We start from the raw sequence: 20,811 nt of genomic DNA on the forward strand, positions 1-20,811 counted from the left end.
ATCAGAACAGGAAATAGCGCTGCGCCATCGGCAGCACCGTCGCCGGTTCGCAGGTGAGCAACTGGCCGTCGGCGATCACGTCGTAGGTTTCGGGATCGACGCTGATCGACGGGCGCCATGCGTTGTGGATCATGTCGGCCTTCGTCACGTTGCGGCAGTTGCGCACCGGTACGATGCGCTTCGCGAGGCCGTAGCGCTCCGCGATGCCCGCATCGGCCGCCATCTGCGACACGAAGGTCAGCGACGTGCGCGCGAGCGCGCCGCCGCGCGTCGCGAACATCTCGCGGTAGTGGACCGGCTGCGGCGTCGGGATCGACGCGTTCGGGTCGCCCATCTGCGCGACCGCGATCATCCCGCCCTTCAGGATCATCGACGGCTTGATCCCGAAGAACGCCGGCTCCCACAGGACGAGGTCGGCCCACTTGCCGGGTTCGATCGACCCGACTTCATGCGCGATCCCGTGCGTGATCGCCGGGTTGATCGTGTACTTCGCGACGTAGCGTTTCGCGCGGAAGTTGTCGTTGCGCGCGCCGTCTTCCGGCAGCGCGCCGCGCTGCACCTTCATCTTGTGCGCGGTCTGCCAGGTGCGGATGATCACTTCGCCGACGCGGCCCATCGCCTGCGAATCGGACGACAGCATCGACAGTGCGCCGAGATCGTGCAGGATGTCCTCGGCCGCGATCGTCTCGCGGCGGATTCGCGATTCGGCGAACGCGAGATCCTCGGCGATCGACGGATCGAGGTGATGGCACACCATCAGCATGTCGAGATGCTCGTCGAGCGTGTTGATCGTGTACGGGCGCGTCGGGTTGGTCGACGACGGCAGCACGTTCGCCTCGCCGCACACCTTCAGGATGTCGGGTGCATGGCCGCCGCCCGCGCCTTCGGTGTGGTACGTGTGGATCGTGCGGCCCTTGAACGCGGCGACCGTCGATTCGACGAAGCCGGCTTCGTTCAGCGTGTCGGTGTGGATCGCGACCTGCGTGTCGGTGTCGTCGGCCACCGACAGGCAGTTGTCGATCGCGGCGGGCGTCGTGCCCCAGTCTTCGTGCAGCTTCAGGCCGATCGCGCCGGCCGCGATCTGCTCGACGAGCGGCTGCGGCAGGCTCGCGTTGCCCTTGCCGAGAAAGCCGAGGTTGATCGGCCAGCCGTCGGCCGCCTGCAGCATCCGCTCCATGTGCCACGGGCCCGGCGTGCAGGTCGTCGCGTTGGTGCCGGTGGCCGGCCCCGTGCCGCCGCCGAGCATCGTCGTGACGCCCGACGCGAGCGCCTCGTCGATCTGCTGCGGGCTGATGAAGTGGATGTGCGTGTCGATGCCGCCCGCGGTGACGATCAGCCCTTCGCCGGCGATCACTTCGGTCGCGGCGCCGATCGCGATCGTCACGCCGGGCTGGATGTCCGGGTTGCCGGCCTTGCCGATCGCGGCGATGCGGCCGTGCTTGATCGCGATGTCGGCCTTCACGATGCCCCAGTGATCGAGGATCACCGCGTTCGTGATGATCGTGTCGGGCACGTCGGCGGCCACGCGCTGCGACTGGCCCATCCCGTCGCGGATCACCTTCCCGCCGCCGAATTTCACTTCCTCGCCGTAGATCGTGTAGTCGCGTTCGATCTCGATCAAGAGTTCGGTATCGGCGAGCCGTACGCGGTCGCCCGTCGTCGGCCCGAACATTTCCGCGTACGCGCGGCGGCTCAAGCGTAATGTCATGGTGCTGTTCCTGAAGAGTGGGGCGCGGCTTACAGCGGCCCCATCACCTTGCCCTGAAAACCGTAGACGGCGCGCTCGCCGGCCAGCTCGACGAGCTCGACGGTGCGCGTCTGGCCCGGCTCGAAGCGCACGGCGGTGCCGGCCGCGATGTTGAGCCGGAAGCCGCGCGCGGCCGCGCGGTCGAACGACAGCGCGTCGTTGGCTTCGAAGAAGTGGTAGTGCGAGCCGACCTGCACCGGCCGGTCGCCGGTGTTCGCGACCACGACCGTCAGCGTCGGGCGGCCTGCGTTCAGTTCGTGCTCGCCGTCGTCGGTGAGGATTTCGCCGGGGATCATGCGGGGGGCCTCGCTCACGGAATCGGGTGGTGGACGGTGACGAGCTTGGTGCCGTCCGGAAAGGTCGCCTCGACCTGGATGTCGGGGATCATCTCCGGCACGCCATCCATCACGTCGTCACGCGTGAGCAGTGTCGTGCCGTAGTGCATCACCTCGGCGACGGTCTTGCCGTCGCGCGCGGCTTCCATCAGCGCGGCGGTGATGAATGCGACCGCCTCCGGATAGTTGAGCTTCAGCCCGCGCGCGCGACGACGCTCGGCCAGCAGCGCCGCCGTGAAGATCAGCAGCTTGTCCTTTTCTCGGGGAGTCAGTTTCATGAAGGCAATCGTTCAGGAAAACGTAATTTTTTATCGGGGCGCGGGGTTCCGGCACAGGCGCGGGCCATCGTAGCACCGCGCGTTTTTTCCGTGCGTCATGTATCCGTCATGTAAGACGCAAGGTGCGTGCCATGCCGATAAAACGTGCGGCGATGCGCGTTCGTGGTGCGCGATGCATAAATGGCGGGCAGCGCGGGCGGCGGCGCTGCGCCGAAACGGTGCACGTCGGGCGCGCGTTCAGGTTTGCCAGAGGCGCAGCGGCCGCGCGTCGACGCCGTGCACGATCGGCCGCAGGTAAAGCCAGCAGTCGGCGAAGTGGCGCTGAAGCGCTTCCATCGAGGTCGACAGCGCGCGCACCAGCACGACGCCGGGCGTCACGCAGGTCGCGCCCGCGCGCAGCGTGTCGTCGAACGGCATCCGCGCGGCGAGCGCTTCGGCCAGTGCCGCGTCGCACGCGGCGCCGGCGGCCCACAGCGTGCCGTACACCGGAAAGCCGGCGAGACCCTGCAACGCGCCGCGCAGCGGATCGCGCGCGTCGAGCAGCGCGTGCTCGGTCCACAGCGGCCGGCCGTCGGCATCGACGAGTGCGGAGCGCGACGCGATGCGGCCGGCCGACCACGTTTCGCCGGCCGCCTGCCTGCCGAGTTGCGTCGCGTCCCAGCCGATCGCGCTCGCGCCCGCGCCGAGCGTCACCGTGAAGTCGAGCGCGGCGTGGGCCGCGTCGAAGAACAGGTTGTTCTGCGGCAGCCAGTCGAGCTTCGCGTGCGCGCCGACCGTGATGCCGATGCGTTGCGTCGCGTCGAGACCGTTCGACTTGTACCACTTGGTCGCGCCGGGCGTCGTCAGCACCGCGTGCGTGCCGTCGCCGAGCGCGATGCCGATGTCGAGCCGGTCGCCGCCCGCGACGCCGCCCGGCGGGTGCACGATGACCGCGTGGCAGATCGCATCGCCTTCCGGATACAGCGGCCGCTGCACGCGCAACGGACCGTCGTGCAGCCGGTGAACGAGCGTCGTGCGCGCGCCGTGCCGTTCGAAGCCGAGTTCGAGGCGACCGCGCCACGATTTGGCGACGGAGGGGCGGGACAGCGAGGCGTGGGAATCAGGGGCGGACATCGGTGCAAGGCAGGGGACGGGCGCGGTGAACGAGGATGCTACCGCAACAATATACGCTTCGGCGCTCGCGTTGCAGGCTGACGCAACGCTGCTCGCAGGCCGTGCCGTTGCGCCGGCGTGGGCCCGGCATGCGCTGCCTGGCGAAGCGCCGGATCGATGCGTCGGATCGGCAACCGGAAGCGATGCCCCTCCGGCGCCCGCTTGCTACACCGCGATCAGCTCGCGCACGCCGTTCGCCTCCATGTCCCGCGCATCGCCGCCCGCGACGACCTCGCCGCGGCTCATCACCCAGTAGTGATCCGCGATCGAGCGCGCGAAGTCGTAGTACTGCTCGACGAGCAGCACGGTCATCTTCGATTCGTCGACGAGCTGGCGCAGCGTGCGCCCGATGTCCTGGATGATCGACGGCTGGATGCCCTCGGTCGGCTCGTCGAGGATCAGCAGCTGCGGTTCGCTCATCAGCGCGCGGCCGATCGCGAGCTGCTGCTGCTGGCCGCCCGACAGGTCGCCGCCGCGCCGCGCGCGCATGTCCTTCAGCACCGGGAACAGCTCGTAGATGCGCTCGGGCACCGACGAGCGCGCCTTGCGGCTTGCCGCGCCGACGAGCAGGTTTTCCTCGACGGTCAGCCGCGGAAAGATGTCGCGGCCCTGCGGCACGTAGGCAAGCCCGGCCGCGACACGTGCATACGGCGGCAACGCGCCGAGCGGCGTGCCGCGCCACGACACGCTGCCACTCTTCGCGGCGACGACGCCCATCAGGCAGCGCAGCAGCGTGCTCTTGCCGACGCCGTTGCGGCCGAGCAGAACGGTGAGCTTGCCGTCTTCGGCGGCGAGGTTCACGTTGCGCAGGATATGGCTGCCGCCGTAGTACTGGTTCAGTGCGTCGATCTTCAGCATCGCATCATCTTCCGAGGTAGGACTCGATCACCGCGTCGTCGCGCTTGACCTGGTCGAGCGTGCCGTGCGCGAGCACCGCGCCGTTGGCCATCACCGTCACGCGGCCCGTGTCGCCCGCGAGCGCCGCGACGAAGTCCATGTCGTGCTCGACCACCATCATCGAGCAGGTGCCGCGCAGCGTGTTCAGCAGCGCGGCGAGTTCCATCGTCTCGTGGTCGGTCATCCCGGCCGCCGGTTCGTCGAGCAGCAGGAGGGCGGGGCGCTGCATCAGCAGCATGCCGATCTCAAGCCGCTGCTTCTGCCCGTGCGACAGCTCGCCGGCCGCGCGATACGCATCGCTTTCCAGGCCGATCAGCGCGAGCGTTTCCTCGATCTTCGCCTGCGCGGTGCGGTCGAGCCGCGCGCGCAGCGACGCGAGCCAGCCCTTGTCGGTCTGCATCGCGAGTTCGAGGTTTTCCCACACCGGATGCTGTTCGAACACGGTCGGCTTCTGGAACTTGCGGCCGATGCCCGCGCGCGCGATTTCCGGCTCGTTCATCCGCGCGAGATCGATCGTCTGGCCGAGAAACACCTTGCCCGCATCGGCGCGCGTCTTGCCGGTGATCACGTCCATCATCGTGGTCTTGCCCGCGCCGTTCGGGCCGATCACGCAGCGCAGCTCACCGGCGTCGATCGCGAGCGACAGCTTGTTCAGCGCGCGAAAGCCGTCGAAGCTCACCTCGATGTCCTCGAGGTAGAGGATCGTGCCGTGCGACGTGTCGATGCCGGGCGGCACCACGCGGCCCATCGATGCGGTGCCGCTGACGGTCAGCAGCTCGTCTTCGGCCGGTGGCGTGAACTGGTAGAGGGCCGTGCCGTTCATCCGCGTTTCCCCTTCGCAAGCAGCGTGTCGACGAGGCCCATGATCCCGCGCGGCAGCAACAGCGGCACCAGCACGAAGATCAGGCCGAGAAAGAACAGCCAGTATTCGGCGAAGTACGCGGTAAAGAAGCTCTTCGCGCCGTTCACCGCGAACGCGCCGACGATCGGCCCGATCAGCGTGCCGCGCCCGCCCACCGCGACCCAGATCGCCATTTCGATCGAGTTGCCGGGCGACATCTCGCCGGGATTGATGATGCCGACCTGCGGCACGTACAGCGCGCCCGCGATGCCGCACAGCACGGCCGACAGCGTCCACACGAACAGCTTGTACGCGAGCGGGCTGTAGCCGAGGAACATCAGCCGCGTCTCGCCGTCGCGCACCGCGGTGACCACGCGCCCGAGCTTGCTCGTGACGATCGCGCGCGCGGCGATGAACGCGAGCACGAGCGTCGCGAAGGTCAGCAGCAACAGCACCGTGCGCGTGCCGGGCGACGTGATCGCAAACCCGGCGATGCGCTTGAAGTCGGTGAAGCCGTTGTTGCCGCCGAAGCCCGTCTCGTTGCGAAAGAACAGCAGCATCGCGGCGAACGTCAGCGCCTGCGTGATGATCGACAGGTACACGCCCTTCACGCGCGAGCGGAACGTGAAGAAGCCGAACACCCACGCGAGCACGGCCGGCACCAGCACGACCAGCGCGAGCGCCCACGCGAGATGCTGCGTGCCGCTCCAGTACCAGGGCAGCTGATGCCAGTCGAGGAACACCATGAAGTCGGGCAGGTCGCTGCCGTACTTGCCGTCGCGGCCGATCTCGCGCATCAGGTACATGCCGATCGCATAGCCGCCGAGCGCGAAGAACAGCCCGTGGCCGAGACTGAGGATGCCGCAGTAGCCCCACACGAGATCGAGCGCGAGCGCGGCGATCGCGTAGCACATCAGCTTGCCGCCCAGCGTCATCGCATACGCGGACAGATGGAACGCGCTCGACTCGGGCGCGACCAGCGCGGCCAGCGGCACGCCGGCGCCGATCGCGATGCACAGCGCGACGAGCGTGAGCCATGCGCGGCGCGACAGCAGCGCGGGGCGCGGCGGCAGGCCGAGCGCGAAGCCTTCCTTCGTGGGCACGGCGGCGGGCTTCGGCGCACCGGCGACCGGGTTCGACAACGAATCGGTGATTGAAGTCATGTCACGCCTCCGCGCTGCGGCCCTTCGGGGCGAACATGCCCTGCGGACGTTTCTGGATGAACAGCACGATCATCACGAGCACCGCGATCTTCGCGAGCACGGCACCCCAGAACGGTTCGATCGCCTTGCTGACGAGACCGAGCCCGAAGCCGCCGAGCACGGTGCCGGCGATCTGGCCGACGCCGCCGAGCACCACCGCCATGAACGAATCGATGATGTAGTTCTGCCCGAGATCGGGGCCCACGTTGCCGATCTGCGACAGCGCGCAGCCGCCGAGGCCTGCGATGCCCGCGCCGAACGCGAACGCATACGCATCGACGCGCGCGGTCTTCACGCCGACGCACGCGGCCATCCGGCGATTCTGCGTGACCGCGCGCACGAACAGGCCGAGCCGCGTCTTCGTCAGCACTGCCCACGCGACGAACACGACCGCGAGCGCGAACGCGAGGATCGCGAGCCGGTTGTACGGCAGGATCAGGTTCTGCATCACGGTCACGCCGCCGCTCATCCACGACGGATTCACGACCTGCACGTTCTGCGCGCCGAACAGCATGCGCGTCGCCTGGATCAGGATCAGGCTCACGCCGAACGTCGCGAGCAGCGTCTCGAGCGGGCGGCCGTACAGATGCCGCAGCACGAGCCGTTCAAGCACGATGCCGACCAGCGCGGCCGCCGCGAACGACACGGGCACCGCGACGAGGGGATACCAGTCGAACGCGGCCGGCGCATGGCGCTGGATCAGCGTCTGCACGACATAGGTTGCGTACGCACCGATCATCAGGAATTCGCCGTGCGCCATGTTGATCACGCCGATGAGCCCGTACGTGATCGCGAGGCCGAGCGCCGCGAGCAGCAGCACGCTGCCGAGCGACAGACCCGCGAACACGGTGCCCACGATCTCGCCGCGGCGCTGCAGCGCGTGCAATGCGTCGAGCCCTTGCTGCGCGGCTGCGCGTACGCGTGCGTCGGGTTCCGTGTAGCTGCCGTCGGCGTTCTTCGCGACGAGCGGGCGCAACTGCTCGATCATGTCGAGATCGCTGCGCGCGGCCACCACCTGCACGGCGTCGAGTCGCTTCGCCGGATCGGCATCGTGCAGCGCGGCGATGGCCCACAGTGCGTCGAGGCGGCGCTTCAATGCCGGGTCGGTTTCCTTTGCGCGTGCGCGCTCGATCATCGGCTTGAGTGCCGGGTCGGGCGACTTCAGCAGCGCGTCGATCGCGTCGCGACGCGCGCCGACGTCGGGCGATGCGAGCGCGAGCCCCGACAGCGCGGCGGCGATCTTCGTGCGCAGCAGGTTGTTCAGCATGACGGGCTGCGCGTCGCCGGCCGGCGTCGCGGCCTGCGTCAGCGCATCGTGTGCGGTGTCGCCGGTCTGGATCAGCAGCCGGCCGTCGCCGGTCGCGAGCGCGTCGCCGGTCGACAGCGCATTGAGCAGCGCGACGGCGCGCGGATCGGCATCGGCGGCGATCCGTTCGATCGCGGAGGTTTTCGCGTCGAAGTCGTCGCCGGCGAGCGCGGCGGTATCGGCGGCCGTCAGGGCGAACGCGGCGCGCGGCAGCGCGCAGGCCAGCGCGGCACAGGCGACGACCGCGACGGCGGCGCGGCGAAAGCGGGTAGGCATCGGGAGATCCTGTGGGGCGTGGAAAAGCGAATGCGTGCGGCGGTGCGCGGGCGCATGCGGTTCGTCACCCCACGCGCGGCGGCATGCCCGCAGCAGCCTGCGAGCGGAGCGCCACGCCGGTGGTGCGCGGCGCTCCGCATCGCATCAGGCGAGCGCCGCGCGCTGCCGCCGCAGGAATGCCGGGATCGAGCTGACGATGTCCGGCTTGCCCTGGTTGCCCGCGATGAACGGGCTCCACGGCTGCGCGCGCACGGCCGTCTTCGTCTTCCACACGACGTTGAATTGCCCGTCGCCGCGAATCTCGCCGATCATCACCGGCTTGTGCAGGTGGTGATTGCCGTCCATCGACAGCGTGAAGCCCGACGGCGCGACAACGCTCTGGCCGATCATCGCGACGCGCACCTTGTCGACGTCGGTGCTCTTCGCCTTCTCGACGGCCTGCTTCCACATGTGGATGCCCACATAGGTCGCCTCCATCGGATCGTTGGTCACGCGCTTCGCGCCGCCCGGCAGGTTGTTCGCCTTCACCCATGCGGCGAACTGGTCCTTGAACTTCGTGTTCGTCGGGTTCTTCACCGACATGAAGTAGTTCCATGCGGCAAGGTGGCCGACGAGCGGCTTCGTGTCGATCCCGCGCAGTTCCTCCTCGCCGACCGAGAACGCGACCACCGGCACGTCGGTCGCCTTGATCCCCTGGTTGCCGAGTTCCTTGTAGAACGGTACGTTCGAATCGCCGTTGATCGTCGAGATCACGGTCGTCTTGCCGCCCTGCGCGAAGGTCTTGATGTTCGCGACGATCGTCTGGTAATCGCTGTGGCCGAACGGCGTGTAGACCTCCTGAATATCGGCGTCCTTCACGCCCTTCGATTTCAGGAACGCACGCAGGATCTTGTTGGTCGTGCGCGGATACACGTAGTCGGTGCCGAGCAGGAAGAAGCGCTTCGCGCCGCCGCCTTCCGCGCCCATCAGGTACTCGACGGCCGGTATCGCCTGCTGGTTCGGCGCGGCGCCCGTATAGAACACGTTGCGCGACATTTCCTCGCCTTCGTACTGCACCGGGTAGTAGAGCAGGCCGTTTAGTTCCTCGAACACCGGCAGCACCGACTTGCGCGACACCGACGTCCAGCAGCCGAACACGCACGCGACCTTGTCCTGAGTGAGCAGCTGGCGCGCCTTCTCCGCGAACAGCGGCCAGTTCGATGCGGGATCGACGACCACCGGCTCGAGCTTGCGGCCCATCACGCCGCCGCTCTTGTTGATGTCGGCGATCGTCATCAGCGCCGTGTCCTTCAGCGACGTTTCGGAGATCGCCATCGTGCCCGACAGCGAATGCAGGATGCCGACCTTGATCGGGCCGGTGCCCGCATCGGCCGCTTGCGCGAACGGACTCTTGCCCGCCAGCGCGAGTGCACCGGCCATCGAACCGAACTTCAGCAGACTGCGACGTTTCATCGGGTTCCCCTTGACGTGTTGGATGTGCGTGCGCCGTGGCGGCGCCGGCATCGTAGTAACGCAAGGCATGTGCCAGTCGCGCGGATGCACGCTGGGCGTGCCTGACCGCCGTGGCTCGAGGGGCGCACGCGGTGCACATGACGCGTCGTGCAGCATGCGCGATCCGTTGCGGTGCAGTCGCGCGGGCGCAAATGGTGCACGACGCGCTCGCCGGCGCACCGAAGTCAACGGAACGAGGGGGAAAGATGGAAGCAGAAACGCAAACGGGCGCGCAACGCGCGCCCGTTCGGGGGAGACCGCTGGGACCGGCGGCAATGGGCCGGTCGGCGTGGCGGCGCGCGATGCGCCGCCGGGAAGGTCGGTAACTCGGCGATAACTCGCCGGTAACTCAGTAACGCGGCACGGACGGATCGACGTCACGCGACCACGCGTCGATGCCGCCCTGCAGGTTGTACAGCTTGGTGAAGCCGCGCGATTCGAGGAACATCGCGACCTGCGCGCTGCGCATGCCGTGGTGGCACACGCAGACGATTTCTGCTTCGTCGTCGAGCTCTTCGCTGCGCGCGGGGATCTGCTGCATCGGGATCGACACGCTGCCGGCGATCTGCGCGGTCGAGATTTCCCACGGTTCGCGCACGTCGAGCACGACCGGCGCGGGACGCGCCGGATCGCGAAGCCATTCCGCGAGCATCGCGGCAGTCAGGATCTGCATGGGGCCGCCGCTCAGAACTTGAAACGCGACGGTTCGATCGCGTTGACGAGGTGGTCGACGTAGGTCTCGAACACGTCGGCGACACGGTACTGCTTGTCGTCGATGCGCGTGATGATCTGCGCCTTCATCACCGGACGGCCGCCGACGAACGCCGACAGGCGGCCGCCGATCTTCAGCTGTTCGAGCATCTGCTGCGGCACGACCGGCAGCCCGCCCGCGACGCAGATCACGTCGTACGGCGCCTTGTCGGGCCAGCCGAGCGAACCGTCGCCGAGCACGACTTCCGCGTTCGTCACGCCGTCGTTGCGCAGGTTGTCGGCCGCGAACTTCGCGATGGCCGGATCGATCTCGACAGCCGTCACGTGCAGCGTGCGATGCGCGAACAGCGCGGCCAGGTAGCCGGAGCCCGCGCCGATCACGAGCACGTTCTCGTGCTTCTTGACCGCCAGTTCCTGCAGCATGCGCGCTTCGACGCGCGGGAACAGCATCTTGCCGCGGCCGCCGGGCAGCGGCAGCTCGAGGTCGGCGAACGCGAGATCGCGATGTTCGGGCGACACGTAGTTTTCACGCTTGACGATCGACAGCAGGCCCAGGACGTCCAGATCCAGTACGTCCCACGGCCGGATCTGTTGTTCGATCATGTTGAAACGCGCGTTTTCGATATTCATGGTGTGGTCACGCAGCCAGGTCGGCCATCAGCGGGGATAGAGAAACTTCGTGATTGTACCAAACGGGGCGCCGGCGAAGCCTTCAGACGGCCTGCAACAGACCTTTACCCCTTGCTCTTCTTGATCTGCGCTTCGAACGCGAGGTCGAGCTTGCTCGCCTTGCGCGGTTTTTGGGGGCCGAACTGGTCGACGAACTTGACGAATTCGTCGAGCGGCAGCGGCTCGCTGCGCTTCTCGGCGGTGCCGCCCGAGCGGTCGACCAGATAGAACAGGCCGCCCGCCATCGCGACGGCCGCGAACTGCGGGTTGCCGGACCGGGTCTTCAGGCGTTCGACCGCGTGGGTCGCTTTGGTGGTGCGCATCGTGCGGGTTCTTGCAGGGGCGTTGAGCCCGTTACTTTAGCAAACCGGCCGCCCGCATGCGGCCGAGCGGCGTCAGACGGTGCGCGAGTAGCGCTGGCGCGGTGTCCGGCCGAGGTAGGCGTCGAACGCCATCGCGATGTTGCGCACGACCATCCGGCCGGCCGGGTGAATCGTCAGGCGGTCGCCGGCGATCGTCAGCAGCCCGTCCTGCTCGAACCCGCGCAGCGCGTCGAGCTCGCGCGCGAAGTGATCGGCAAAGCGGACTCCGTGCGCCGCCTCGATATGCGAGAACGGCAATTCGAGGTTGCACATCAGTTGCGTGATCACGTCGCGGCGCAGCCGGTCGTCGGCCGTGAGCCGCACGCCGCGCGCGATCGGCAGCCGGCCCGCGTCGAGCGCGGCGCCATAGGCCGGCAGATCCTTCGCGTTCTGCGCGTAGACGTCGCCGACCTTGCCGATCGACGACACGCCGAAACCGACCAGGTCCGTATCCGCGCGCGTGCTGTAGCCCTGGAAATTGCGCTGCAGCGTGCCGTTGCGCTGCGCGCGCACGAGTTCGTCGGTTGGCCGCGCGAAGTGATCCATCCCGATGTACACGTAGCCGGCCGACGTCAGCATGTCGATCGCGAGGCCGAGCAGCGCGATGCGCGTTTCGGGCGGCGGCAGCGTCGCGTCGTCGATCTGCCGCTGCATCTTGAAGAGGTGCGGCATGTGCGCGTAGCCGAATACGGACAGGCGGTCCGGCGCGAGTTCGATGATCGTCTCGAGCGTGCGCGCGAACACGGCGACCGTCTGGTGCGGCAGCCCGTAGATCAGGTCGACGCTGACCGAATGGAAGCCCGTCGCGCGCGCGGCGGACATCAGATCGGCCGTCATCGCGAGCGGCTGGACCCGGTTGATCGCCTGCTGCACGATCGGATCGAAATCCTGCACGCCGAGGCTCAGCCGGTTGAAGCCGATGTTGCGCAGGTGCACGAGCCGCGCGGGCGTGACCGTGCGCGGGTCGATCTCGATCGAGAACTCGGCGTCGGCGTCCGGTGCGAGCACGAAATAATCGCGGGTGGTGGCCATCAGTTCGGCCATTTCGGCGTCGGACAGGAAGGTCGGCGTGCCGCCGCCCCAGTGCAGCTGCGTGACCGGGCGCGCGGGATCGAACAGTGTGGCCTGCAGCGCCAGCTCGCGTTTCAGTTGCTCGAGATACGGGCGCGCGCGGCGATGGTTGTTGGTCGCGATCTTGTTGCAGCCGCAATAGAAGCAGGCCGTGTTGCAGAACGGGATATGGAAGTAGAGAGACAGATCGCTCGACGACGCGCCGGGATCGCGCGCGGCACGCAGGTAGTCGGCTGGGTCGAAATCGTCGCGGAACTGCAGCGCGGTAGGGTAGGACGTGTAGCGCGGCCCGTTCGCGCCGTACTTGGCGAGCAAATCGGGACGGAACATCGTGTCGGCAGAACCGGAACTCATGCTGGCCTCGCGCTTTTCAGATGGTTTCGAGTATATAAACGCGTGTTTCGGCTGCATTGCGTAATAACGTCGCAGCCGGCGATGGCACAATGCGCGGTGGGCTGCCGCACGCCGCGTCCGGTTGCCGCACCGTTTTTTTGTTGTTCTTGAGAGAGCCGAGTGTCCGTCGAAATGCCTGTCCGTCCGGCGCCCGCCGATGCCCCGCCGCCGCATGCGTGCCGCGAGGGGTGCGGCGCGTGCTGCATCGCGCCGTCGATTTCGTCCCCGATTCCGGGGATGCCCGACGGCAAGCCGGCCGGCGTGCGCTGCGTGCAGCTCGGCGACGACCTGCGCTGCCGGATCTTCGGCCGGCCCGAGCGTCCCGCGTGCTGTTCCGGGCTGCAGCCGTCCGCCGAGATGTGCGGTGCGTCGCGCGACAACGCGCTCGCGTGGCTGACGCGCCTCGAGGTCGCGACCCAGCCCGCGCCCGGCACCGGCGCTTCTCGTTGACGCATGGTCGTCGTGCACCGGCTCGCGGACGGAACCGGCGGCGCGTGCGCAAGCACTAACTTTGGTCCACGGCCGCGATGCGGCGGCCGAGCCGATGGCACGACTGCCGCTTCGCCCGATACAGGAGATTGTCCAGCATGACCGCATCTTGCACGCCCGGCCGGCGCCGTTTCCTCGCCGTCTGCGCCGGCGCCATCGGCGTGTCGGTATCGCTCGCCGCCTGCGCGTCGACGTTCCCGTTCATCCCCGATCACTACACGTTCTCGCGCGGCGACGTGCAGAAAGCCGTCGCGCGCAAGTTCCCGTACCAGAAGACCGTCGCGCAGGTCGTCGACGTGTCGCTAGCGAATCCGGCCGTCAACCTGCTGCCCGACCAGAACCGCGTCGCCGTGCAGCTCGACGCGCATTTCGCGAGTCCGTTCCTGAGCGAGCCGGTGAGCGGCAAGTTCACCGTGTCGGGGCAGCTGGCGTACGACGCGCCGAGCCGCTCGGTGGTATTGAAGGCGCCGGCCGTCGACAGCCTCGTGCTCGACGGCAACGCGCAGATGTATGCGCAACAGGTCGGCGCGGCCGCCGGCCTGCTCGCGACGCAGGTGCTGACCAACTATCCGATCTACACGTTCAAGCCCGAGCAACTGCAATTTGCCGGAGTGAACTACGAACCCGGTACAATTACGATTCTTACAAACGGCATACGCGTGGCGATCGTCGAAAAGTGACGACGTACCGCGCGCGGCCGGGCGGGCCGCGGCGGTGACGCGGCCCATTCTCTTTCGACTACTTCGGAGTTGGGCCACGGATGGACTGGATCCTGATCTGCAAGGCATTGATCCTCGGCGTCGTCGAGGGGCTGACGGAATTCCTCCCGGTGTCGAGCACCGGCCACCTGATCGTCGCGGGCAGCTTCCTGAATTTCAACGATGCGCACGCGAAAACCTTCGACGTCGTGATCCAGTTCGGCGCGATCCTCGCGGTTTGCTGGGAATACCGGCAACGGATCGTGTCCATCGTGACCGGTCTGCCGAGCCGGCCCGACGCGCAGCGCTTCACACTCAACGTCGTGATCGCGACGATTCCCGCGATCGCGCTCGGCCTGCTGTTCGAGAAGAAGATCAAGGCCGTGCTGTTCTCGCCGGTGCCGGTCGCATTCGCGCTCGTGGTCGGCGGCGCGATCATCCTGTGGGCCGAGGCGCGGCAGCGCGAACGCAGCGAGCCGCCGCGCGTGCAGTCGATCGATGCGCTCACGCCGCTCGACGCGTTGAAGGTCGGCATCGCGCAATGTTTCGCGCTGGTGCCGGGCATGTCGCGCTCGGGCTCGACGATCATCGGCGGGATGCTGTTCGGCCTCGACCGGCGCGTCGCGACCGAATTCTCGTTCTTCCTCGCGATTCCGATCATCTTCGGCGCGACGCTCTATGAAACGGTCAAGGACTGGCAGGCGTTCACCGTCGACTCGCTCGGCCTGTTCGCGCTCGGGCTCGTTGCCGCGTTCGTCAGCGCGTTCGTGTGCGTGCGCTGGCTGCTGCGCTTCGTCGCGACGCACGACTTCACCGTGTTCGCGTGGTACCGGATCGCGTTCGGCCTGTTCGTGCTGCTCGTGGGTTACAGCGGGTGGCTGAACTGGGCGTGATGCCGGTGCGCAGGTGCGGGCGCTTCCAATGAAGAACGGCCCGATCGGCAGATGCCGGTCGGGCCGTTCTTCATTGCGCGGCGCGCAGCGTGCGGTGCGCCGCCGCAGCGGGGATTCAGGCGGCGCGCTTGCGGAACACCAGGTCCCACACGCCGTGGCCGAGCCGCAACCCGCGCCGTTCGAACTTCGTGACGGGGCGGTAGTCGGGACGCGGCGCGTAGTCGGCGGCCGTGTTTTCGAGCGACGGTTCGGCGCCGAGCACTTCCAGCATCTGTTCCGCGTAGTTCTGCCAGTCGGTCGCGCAATGCAGGTACGCGCCGGGCTTCAGGCGCGATGCGAGGTGCGCGACCAGCGGCGGCTGGATCAGCCGGCGCTTGTGGTGGCGCGCCTTGTGCCACGGATCCGGGAAGAAGATGTGCACGCCGTCGAGGCTTTCCGGCGCGAGCATGTGCTCGAGCACTTCGACCGCGTCGTGCTGGATGATGCGGATGTTCGGCAGGTCCTGCTCGCCGATCAGCTTCAGCAGCGCGCCGACGCCCGGCTCGTGCACCTCGACGCCGAGGAAGTCGTCGCCCGGGCGGTGCGCGGCGATTTCCGCGGTCGACGCACCCATCCCGAAGCCGATTTCCAGGATGCGCGGTGCGCTGCGGCCGAACACGGCGTCCCAGTCGGGAATTTCAGGCGTGTACGGGACGACGAAGCGCGGGCCGAGCTCGTCGAGTGCGCGGCGCTGTCCGGTCGACACGCGACCGGCGCGCGTCACGAAGCTGCGGATGCGGCGGTGGTGCAGCGGATTGACTTCGTCGGCGCCGTCGGCGGCTTCGTCGGGGAGGGCGGCGTCGTCCGGCGGCAGGCCGGCTTCGTTCGGATCGTCGTGCATCATCGGTGACAGAGAAAGGCTCGGTTCGGGGCGCGGGCCCGTTACGCGCAGCGGTGCGCCGGATGAACGGGCACATGGTACAAAAAAGCCGCCTTCGACGAGGCGGCTCTTGCGCTGGCTGCCGTGCAGCCGAAAGTGGAGCGGGCGATGGGAATCGAACCCACGTCATCAGCTTGGGAAGCTGAGGTAATGGCCATTATACGACGCCCGCAGAACGGGTGATTGTACAGGGGTTGACCGAAATGTTGCAAGCGGGGCGTTTTGGCCGCCGGCATCAATGCCGGCATGGCTTGGCGTGGAGGCGATGACACCAGGGGGAAAGGTGAATAACGATCCGCCGGAAGCAGTCCATCGATGCAACGCGAAATGGCACCCCCGCAGCGCCCCACCACGCAAGCCGGTGTCGAAATTAGACGAGTCGGTGTCGGAACCATACAAGCCCCGGTGCGGCTTTCGAACTAACGTGACAGACCTCTCATCCGATCGTAAGTCTGGAGCTGACATGTCCGATTTCATCACCGTTTTGCGCGAAACCTGCCCGACCCCGGTCCTTGACGCCACCAAGTGGAAGCGCATCGGCGGCGATCCGCACACCGTGAATCTCAATGCCTACCTGTCCAAGGACGGCAGCAAGATCATGGGCACCTGGATCTGCACGCCGGGCAAGTTCGAGGTGAACTACGAGAAGTGGGAGTACTGCCACTTCCTCGACGGCTACTGCATCATCACGCCGGAAGGCGAGGAAGCGGTGCACCTGAAAGCGGGCGACGTGTTCGTCATCGAGCCCGGCATGAAAGGGACCTGGGAAGTGGTGGAGACGGTGCGCAAGTATTTCGTGTTCGCCTGACGCCCGCATGACGCGTCATTCCTCCGGGATTTCGGCAGGAATGGCGGTCTCGCGGATTCCGGTTCAGGAAACTCGTTCCGGTTCGGGAACAGCTCGCCGAGCGTGGTCGCACGCTCGGCCGGTCCCGCTATCCGGCCGAGCGCGCGGGGCGCCTGGTGCTCCGATACGCGCGCGGCCACATCCCGTACGCGCGCCGAAACTTGTGCCCGAGACGCGACGCGTCGGTAAATCCGCAGCCCGCCGCGATTTCGGAAATGTTCTTTCGCGGCTGCATCAGCATCCATGCGGCCATGCGAATCCGGATTGCCCGGAAGCAGCAGCCGGCCCGCGCTACGCGATGCAATTCGACCACTCCCGGCTGAAGCTTACTTCTCGACGCTCAGCGCCTTTTCGATCGCGGCAATCAATTTGAACGCATCATCGCGGCCGATCAGCAGGCCGCGACTCGTGTACTCGCAGCCAAACGCGTAGAAGCTCGGCAAAAGCGTGATCGCATCGTTCTGTCGATCGAAATCGACTTCGCATTTCGTCAACGGAAAGAACGGAGGGGCTTCGACGGGCGGCTGGTACATGGCGTTCTCCTAGTGCAACTTGCGAGGCGGCAACATGCGCTTTGCGCGCAGGCGCTGTCTTGCGACGACGCTGGCCTTCTCGCGCTTGCCCTCGGTCGTCCGCTTTTCGTAACCGGTGCGACTGCGCAACTCGCGGATCAGACCTGTCTTCTCGATGTCTCGCCGAAAGCGCCGGAGCGCGACATCGACCGGTTCGTTGGGCTTGAGGACGATCGTCGTCATGCAATCCCGTTTTCAAACAATGCGTGAAGGAACGCTGGTCGAGCGAAGTTGTGACGGCACTCGCTATCTCGTCGGATCGCATTCGAAATAGCCGACGCGGATCGACGGTGTGCGCGCGGCAGACAGCATCTGCGACGCCGGGTGATGACGCAACGCCGAACTGATGAGGCCGTTGGGCGGAGCTGCGTCGGATTCGGCGATCTCGTGCAGGGCAATCGAATGATCGCCCGCGCCGATTATCGATTCGTGATCCGAAGTGATATGCGACCGCGCTACCGCCGCGAGATACGTCAGTGGGAGTTGGCGAAGAGCGGCTGCTCGCCGCGATTGCCGTCGATGATTTCCTCCGCGTAGCGAAGGGACGCCCGGCGCGCTTCGCCCGCCGATTCGAACGGCGCGTTGCCGAGCAGCCGGAACGTTTCGCTGCGGGTCACCGTGTCGGCAGTGCCGCGCTGGCAAATCTTCACGGCCGCGTCGAAGCCGCCGTCGTAGTTGTGCGGGTTGCCGTTCTGGGAAGGCACGTGCGGATAAATCAGCGGATAGATTTCGAAGCCACGATAGAGATGCATGCTCATGATGAACTCCTGGTTCGGTCGCGACAAATCGCGTGGACGAACACTTCCGACCGGTATCACCGCTGCGCGGCGCGACGGGTAGGTGAAAAAGGCAGCGACGCGTGCTGATGAACGCACGACGCAGCAAGGAGGAAGATGGCGGGGCGAGCGGCCAGCAACTCGACCACCCGTGCTCGGACAAATTCATCATACGCGCTTCGTGTTGGTTGTCCATCTCATTCACTGCCGGCGCAATGCGATGCGCGGATTCGACGCACGCAACGCGCAACGCGCATCGAGCATGACGGAGCATTCATCGGTATTCCGACGCCGTGCGGCGCGATTCGGGCGATGCCGATGGAGCCGCATGATGCCGCGTCGTCGTGATGATCGCGAGCCTGCAAGACTCCGCGCAAGCACCTATGATGCAGCGATCCGCCAGCGCGCCGGCCGCATCGCGTGCATGGCCCGCGAACGCAGAACGTTTCCTCCGGAACCCGACCATGCGCATCATCGACATTCGCGAGCAAGCGATCCCGGTTTCCCGTTATGCCGACCCGGCGATTCCGTCGGGTGGCCTCACGACGAGCGTCGTCGCGATCGTCACGGATGTCGTGCGCGACGGCCGCCCGGTGACGGGTTACGGCTACGCGTCGGTCGGCCGCTATGCACAGGGCGGGTTGATACGCGAACGGTTCGGGCCGCGGCTGCTGGCCGCCGCGGACACCATCGCCGACGACGCCGCAACGAACCTCGATCCGTTTCGCGCATGGCGCGCGATGATGGCCGGCGAGAAGCCGGGCGGCCACGGCGAACGCTGCGTTGCGGTCGGCGTGCTCGACATGGCGATCTGGGATGCCGCCGCGAAGATCGCCGGCCTGCCGCTCCATCGCTTGCTTGCCGACCGGCTCGCGCGCCACGCGGCGCGTCGAGTGCGCGTGTACGCCGGCGGCGGCTACCGTTATCCGCACGACGATCTCGCGCGCCTGTCGGACGAGATGCGTCGCGTCGCCGATCTCGGCTACACGCATGCGAAGATCAAGATCGGCGGTCCGGATCTCGACAACGACAAAAGACGCGTCGAAGCCGCCGCTGCCTGTCTTGCCGACAGCTCGCATCTCGCGGTCGACGCGATGAACACGTACGACGCGGCGAGCGGCCGCGCCGCCGCCGCGATGCTGGCACCGTTCGGGCTCTGGTGGTTCGAGGATCTCTGCGATCCGCTCGACCTGCCGCTGCATGCTGACCTGACTGCGCAATACACGCCGCCGGTCGCGGCCGGGGAGGCGCTGTTCTCGCTCGCGGAAGCGAAGCTGCTCGAACGCTACGGCGGCCTGCGAGCGGACCGCGACTTCCTCGTGTTCGATCCGGTGCATTGCTACGGCCTGCCGGGCTACCTGCAGATCGTCGATCATTTCGTGTCGAGCGGCTGGCGGCGCGATGCGTTCTGGCCGCACGGCGGTCATCTGTTCTCGCTGCACGTCGTGGCGGCGCTCGGGCTCGGTGGCGCGGAAGTCAATCCGTTCGCGTTCCACCCGTTCAGCGGGTTGCCGGACGGCGAATCGCTCGACGCCGGCTGCGCGGCCGTGCCGCAGGCGCCGGGCATCGGCTTCGAGCTTCATGCCGATGCATATCGCGCGTTTCGCTCGGTAGCGGGCCGCTGAGCGGCTACGCTCGCACGACCGTCACGCCGGCCGCCTCGATCGGTTCGATCAGCGCCGCGTCGGTTTCCTGCTCGACCACGATGGTTTGCGCGAGTGCAAGCTCGCCGATCACGAACTGCGACGCCGCATGCAATTTGGATTGCGAAGCAAGGACGACCGTCTCGGCCGCACGTACGGCGAGTGCGCGCTTGATCGCCGCTTCCTCGAAATCGCCGGTGCTTAGCGCCGCGACCGGATGGACGCCGGTCACGCCCATGAAGTACAGGTCCGCACGGTGCTCCAACGGGCGTAAGATCGCGCGATGCCGGTCCGGCACCGTTCGACGCCACCACCGCTCCATCATGCCGTTTTCCGATTCAGCCGATTTACCCGATTCGTCCGGCCCCGCCGATTCCAGCGCCGCTGGCGCGCAACTGCCGGCGCATCTGGTCGCGTCCGCCGTCGACGCGCTCGCGCGCGCCGATGCGCTGCTGGTGACGGCCGGCGCCGGCATCGGTGTCGACTCGGGGCTGCCCGATTTTCGCGGCACGGACGGTTTCTGGCGCGCGTATCCGGCGCTGCGCCACGAACGTTTCGAGTTCCACGAAATCGCGTCGCCGAACGCGTTCCGCGCGCATCCGCAGCTTGCGTGGGGATTCTATGGGCATCGTCTCGCGCTCTATCGCGAGACGGTGCCGCACGCGGGCTTCGCGATCCTGCGGCGCTGGATGGACGCGATGCCGAACGGCGGCTTCGTGCTGACGAGCAATGTCGACGGCCAGTTCCAGAAGGCGGGTTTCGATCCGGCGCGCATCGCCGAGATCCACGGTTCGATTCATTCGATGCAGTGCCTGCGACCGTGCTCGGACGACACGTGGGACGCCGCGCCGTTCACGCCCGACGTCGACGCAGCCGCGTGCCGATTGATCGGCGAGCTGCCGCGCTGCCCGCGTTGCGGCGGCTTGGCACGGCCGAATATCCTGATGTTCGGCGACGATGGCTGGCTCGGCGAACGCTACGACGCGCAGGAGCGGGCGCTGCAGGACTGGATCGCACGGGCAGGACGGGTGATCGTCGTCGAGATCGGCGCGGGCACCGCGATTCCGACCGTGCGGCTGCTGAGCGAACGCCTCGGCGCCGACGTGATCCGCATCAACGCACGCGAAGCCCATGCGCGCCGCGCGGACGTGATCGGGCTGCAGGGCGGCGCGCTCGCGACGCTGATCGCGCTCGACCGCGCATGGCGCGGCGGCTGAGCGCCGCGCGACGAACCGGCCGGTTG

24 protein-coding genes, 1 tRNA gene and 1 pseudogene are annotated in these 20,811 nt (G+C 67.3%); 6 read left to right on the forward strand and 20 right to left on the reverse strand.

The features are described from left to right. Window position 1: 1 nt before the first annotated feature. From ureC to hemN, 13 genes are all read right to left on the reverse strand, one after another. Window positions 2-1,708: an urease subunit alpha gene (gene ureC / locus FFI87_RS04250; protein ID WP_138848151.1), complete on the reverse strand. Its 1,707-nt coding sequence runs from the start codon at window positions 1,706-1,708 to the stop codon at window positions 2-4. 29 nt (window positions 1,709-1,737) lie between these two features. After that, on the reverse strand, window positions 1,738-2,043 hold the full coding sequence (locus tag FFI87_RS04255) for an urease subunit beta (protein WP_012363251.1): 306 nt from the start codon (window positions 2,041-2,043) through the stop codon (window positions 1,738-1,740). 14 nt (window positions 2,044-2,057) lie between these two features. Continuing rightward, window positions 2,058-2,360, reverse strand: a complete 303-nt coding sequence (gene ureA / locus FFI87_RS04260) for an urease subunit gamma (protein WP_006406310.1) — start codon at window positions 2,358-2,360, stop codon at window positions 2,058-2,060. Between the two features lie 237 nt (window positions 2,361-2,597). Beyond that, complete coding sequence (locus FFI87_RS04265) at window positions 2,598-3,473, reverse strand: urease accessory protein UreD (protein ID WP_138848150.1); 876 nt, start codon at window positions 3,471-3,473, stop codon at window positions 2,598-2,600. Between the two features lie 204 nt (window positions 3,474-3,677). Beyond that, a complete protein-coding gene (urtE, locus tag FFI87_RS04270; RefSeq protein WP_012363253.1) occupies window positions 3,678-4,370 on the reverse strand; it encodes an urea ABC transporter ATP-binding subunit UrtE in 693 nt (230 codons plus the stop codon). A 4-nt stretch (window positions 4,371-4,374) separates the two neighbouring features. After that, on the reverse strand, window positions 4,375-5,232 hold the full coding sequence (gene urtD / locus FFI87_RS04275) for an urea ABC transporter ATP-binding protein UrtD (RefSeq protein WP_006752106.1): 858 nt from the start codon (window positions 5,230-5,232) through the stop codon (window positions 4,375-4,377). Next, window positions 5,229-6,413, reverse strand: coding sequence for an urea ABC transporter permease subunit UrtC (gene urtC / locus FFI87_RS04280; protein ID WP_138848149.1), 1,185 nt, complete (start codon window positions 6,411-6,413; stop codon window positions 5,229-5,231). Before urtC ends, urtD begins: the two co-directional genes overlap by 4 nt. 1 nt (window position 6,414) lies before the next feature. Then, complete coding sequence (urtB, locus tag FFI87_RS04285; RefSeq protein ID WP_138848148.1) at window positions 6,415-8,034, reverse strand: urea ABC transporter permease subunit UrtB; 1,620 nt, start codon at window positions 8,032-8,034, stop codon at window positions 6,415-6,417. A gap of 144 nt (window positions 8,035-8,178) precedes the next feature. Next, complete coding sequence (gene urtA / locus FFI87_RS04290; protein WP_012363256.1) at window positions 8,179-9,486, reverse strand: urea ABC transporter substrate-binding protein; 1,308 nt, start codon at window positions 9,484-9,486, stop codon at window positions 8,179-8,181. Between the two features lie 388 nt (window positions 9,487-9,874). Further along, on the reverse strand, window positions 9,875-10,198 hold the full coding sequence (locus tag FFI87_RS04295; RefSeq protein WP_006752102.1) for a rhodanese-like domain-containing protein: 324 nt from the start codon (window positions 10,196-10,198) through the stop codon (window positions 9,875-9,877). Window positions 10,199-10,209: 11 nt separating this feature from the next. Further along, window positions 10,210-10,866 (reverse strand): protein-L-isoaspartate O-methyltransferase family protein, encoded by a 657-nt coding sequence (locus FFI87_RS04300; RefSeq protein WP_011656163.1) that lies wholly within the window; start codon window positions 10,864-10,866, stop codon window positions 10,210-10,212. 104 nt (window positions 10,867-10,970) lie between these two features. Further along, on the reverse strand, window positions 10,971-11,228 hold the full coding sequence (locus FFI87_RS04305; protein ID WP_006752100.1) for a hypothetical protein: 258 nt from the start codon (window positions 11,226-11,228) through the stop codon (window positions 10,971-10,973). Between the two features lie 72 nt (window positions 11,229-11,300). Next, the gene (gene hemN, locus FFI87_RS04310) at window positions 11,301-12,692 is read right to left on the reverse strand and encodes an oxygen-independent coproporphyrinogen III oxidase (RefSeq protein ID WP_138848147.1); all 1,392 of its coding nucleotides are present in this window, start codon (window positions 12,690-12,692) and stop codon (window positions 11,301-11,303) included. Window positions 12,693-12,863: 171 nt separating this feature from the next. Here hemN and FFI87_RS04315 point away from each other — a divergent pair, with 171 nt between their 5' ends. The 3 genes from FFI87_RS04315 (at window position 12,864) to FFI87_RS04325 (ending at window position 14,811) form a co-directional block, all read left to right on the forward strand. Further along, on the forward strand, window positions 12,864-13,181 hold the full coding sequence (locus tag FFI87_RS04315) for a YkgJ family cysteine cluster protein (RefSeq protein WP_138848146.1): 318 nt from the start codon (window positions 12,864-12,866) through the stop codon (window positions 13,179-13,181). Between the two features lie 137 nt (window positions 13,182-13,318). Further along, window positions 13,319-13,900: a DUF1439 domain-containing protein gene (locus FFI87_RS04320; RefSeq protein ID WP_138848145.1), complete on the forward strand. Its 582-nt coding sequence runs from the start codon at window positions 13,319-13,321 to the stop codon at window positions 13,898-13,900. 80 nt (window positions 13,901-13,980) lie between these two features. Beyond that, window positions 13,981-14,811 carry an undecaprenyl-diphosphate phosphatase gene (locus FFI87_RS04325; protein ID WP_006752096.1) on the forward strand — a complete coding sequence of 277 codons (831 nt, stop codon included), beginning with the start codon at window positions 13,981-13,983 and terminating at the stop codon, window positions 14,809-14,811. 115 nt (window positions 14,812-14,926) lie between these two features. On the opposite strand, the gene trmB is transcribed toward FFI87_RS04325, so the two are convergent. Next, window positions 14,927-15,694: a tRNA (guanosine(46)-N7)-methyltransferase TrmB gene (trmB, locus tag FFI87_RS04330; protein WP_138848144.1), complete on the reverse strand. Its 768-nt coding sequence runs from the start codon at window positions 15,692-15,694 to the stop codon at window positions 14,927-14,929. A gap of 133 nt (window positions 15,695-15,827) precedes the next feature. Beyond that, window positions 15,828-15,902 (reverse strand) — tRNA-Gly (locus tag FFI87_RS04335). Between the two features lie 291 nt (window positions 15,903-16,193). Between FFI87_RS04335 and FFI87_RS04340 the strand changes: the two genes are divergently transcribed. Further along, window positions 16,194-16,538 (forward strand): cupin domain-containing protein, encoded by a 345-nt coding sequence (locus tag FFI87_RS04340; protein ID WP_006752094.1) that lies wholly within the window; start codon window positions 16,194-16,196, stop codon window positions 16,536-16,538. Window positions 16,539-16,665: 127 nt separating this feature from the next. Here the strand turns inward: FFI87_RS04340 and FFI87_RS04345 are convergent, their stop codons facing one another. From FFI87_RS04345 to FFI87_RS04360, 4 genes are all read right to left on the reverse strand, one after another. Beyond that, window positions 16,666-16,830 carry a helix-turn-helix domain-containing protein gene (locus FFI87_RS04345; protein ID WP_315852885.1) on the reverse strand — a complete coding sequence of 55 codons (165 nt, stop codon included), beginning with the start codon at window positions 16,828-16,830 and terminating at the stop codon, window positions 16,666-16,668. A 73-nt stretch (window positions 16,831-16,903) separates the two neighbouring features. Further along, window positions 16,904-17,110, reverse strand: a complete 207-nt coding sequence (locus tag FFI87_RS04350) for a hypothetical protein (RefSeq protein ID WP_006752092.1) — start codon at window positions 17,108-17,110, stop codon at window positions 16,904-16,906. Window positions 17,111-17,119: 9 nt separating this feature from the next. Further along, window positions 17,120-17,332: a 30S ribosomal protein S21 gene (gene rpsU / locus FFI87_RS04355; protein WP_138848143.1), complete on the reverse strand. Its 213-nt coding sequence runs from the start codon at window positions 17,330-17,332 to the stop codon at window positions 17,120-17,122. 290 nt (window positions 17,333-17,622) lie between these two features. Further along, window positions 17,623-17,907 carry a hypothetical protein gene (locus FFI87_RS04360; protein WP_011656171.1) on the reverse strand — a complete coding sequence of 95 codons (285 nt, stop codon included), beginning with the start codon at window positions 17,905-17,907 and terminating at the stop codon, window positions 17,623-17,625. Window positions 17,908-18,389: 482 nt separating this feature from the next. On the opposite strand from FFI87_RS04360, the gene FFI87_RS04365 reads away from it, so the two are divergent. Next, window positions 18,390-19,550 carry an enolase C-terminal domain-like protein gene (locus FFI87_RS04365; RefSeq protein ID WP_138848142.1) on the forward strand — a complete coding sequence of 387 codons (1,161 nt, stop codon included), beginning with the start codon at window positions 18,390-18,392 and terminating at the stop codon, window positions 19,548-19,550. 4 nt (window positions 19,551-19,554) lie between these two features. On the opposite strand, the pseudogene FFI87_RS04370 reads toward FFI87_RS04365, so the two are convergent. After that, window positions 19,555-19,821, reverse strand: a pseudogene (locus tag FFI87_RS04370) (DeoR family transcriptional regulator); the annotation flags it as partial. A 70-nt stretch (window positions 19,822-19,891) separates the two neighbouring features. Between FFI87_RS04370 and FFI87_RS04375 the strand changes: the two are divergent. After that, window positions 19,892-20,785, forward strand: coding sequence for an SIR2 family NAD-dependent protein deacylase (locus FFI87_RS04375; protein ID WP_138848141.1), 894 nt, complete (start codon window positions 19,892-19,894; stop codon window positions 20,783-20,785). Window positions 20,786-20,811: the final 26 nt, after the last annotated feature.

Source organism: Burkholderia sp. KBS0801, from assembly GCF_005937855.2.
Taxonomy (GTDB): domain Bacteria; phylum Pseudomonadota; class Gammaproteobacteria; order Burkholderiales; family Burkholderiaceae; genus Burkholderia; species Burkholderia ambifaria.